The 1268-nt window shown below is 64.8% G+C and carries 1 protein-coding gene; it reads left to right on the top strand.

What is annotated here, in order from left to right:
- Positions 1 to 70 precede the first annotated feature (70 nt).
- Positions 71 to 1236, top strand: a protein-coding gene (locus A5658_RS14905; RefSeq protein WP_156751478.1) for an IS3 family transposase whose coding sequence is annotated in 2 segments (ribosomal slippage) — positions 71 to 355 and positions 358 to 1236 — 1164 coding nt in all. Because the reading frame shifts where the segments join, the coding sequence is not laid out codon by codon here.
- Positions 1237 to 1268 lie beyond the last annotated feature (32 nt).

Below are 1268 nucleotides of genomic sequence, written 5' to 3' on the forward strand. Positions count from 1 at the left end.
GGGTCTGCTGCACGAATAGGTGACACCTGAGATCGCTTGCCCGGGATGGGCAGGCTGGGAGGATGTCACCATGGCACGGCCGTATCCCAAGGAGTTCCGCGAGGACATCGTGCGGGTCGCCCGTAACCGCGAGGACGGTGTGACGATCGAGGCGATCGCCGCCGACTTCGGGGTGCACCCGATGACGTTGAGGAAATGGATTCGTCAGGCAGACGTCGATGACGGGGCAACACCGGGCAGGACGACCGGGGAATCGGCCGAGCTGCGCGAGCTGCGTCGCCGAAACCGGCTGTTGGAGCAGGAGAATGAGGTGCTGCGCCGGGCGGCGGCGTATCTGTCGCAGTCGAATCTGCCGGGAAAAGGCTTTACCCGCTCGTGAAAGAGCTCGCCGCTGACGGGATCCCCGTTGCGGTGACGTGCCGGGTCCTCAAGCTCGCCCGCCAGCCCTACTACCGCTGGCTGGCCAACCCGATCACCCACGCCGAGCTGGCCGAGGCCTACCGCGCCAACGCCTTGTTCGACGCCCACCGCGACGACCCGGAGTTCGGCTACCGATATCTGGTCGAGGAAGCCCGCGCCGCCGGTGAGCCGATGGCTGAGCGGACTGCCTGGCGGATCTGTTCACAGCATCGGTTGTGGAGCGCGTTCGGTAAGCGCAAGCGGGGCAAGAATGGCAAGGCCGGGCCGCCGGTGCACGATGATCTGGTGGAGCGCGATTTCACCGCCGATGCTCCAAATCAGTTGTGGCTGAGCGACATTACCGAGCATCGTACCGGCGAAGGGAAGCTCTACGTATGTGCGATCAAGGACGTGTTCTCCAATCGCATCGTGGGCTACTCGATCGACTCGCGGATGAAGTCCCGGCTGGCGACCACCGCCCTGCACAGCGCGATCGCCCGCCGAGGTCAGGTACCCGGTTGCATCGTCCACACGGACAGGGGGTCGCAATTTCGAAGTCGAAAATTCGTCCACGCCTTGGCTCGTCACGACATGGTCGGATCGATGGGCCGCGTCGGTGCGGCCGGCGACAACGCGGCCATGGAGAGCTTCTTCAGCCTGCTGCAGAAGAACGTTCTGGACCGCCGCCGGTGGGACACTCGGGAGGAACTGAGGATCGCGATCGTCACCTGGATCGAACGCACCTACCACCGCCGCCGACGCCAGGCCACCCTCGGGCGGTTGACCCCCATCGAATTCGAAGCAATCATGACCACACCGGCCAGTCAGGCCGCGTGACCGAAACTGTCACCTGATCGTGCAGCAGACCC

The organism is Mycobacterium sp. 1245111.1, assembly GCF_001673405.1.
Classification (GTDB): domain Bacteria; phylum Actinomycetota; class Actinomycetes; order Mycobacteriales; family Mycobacteriaceae; genus Mycobacterium.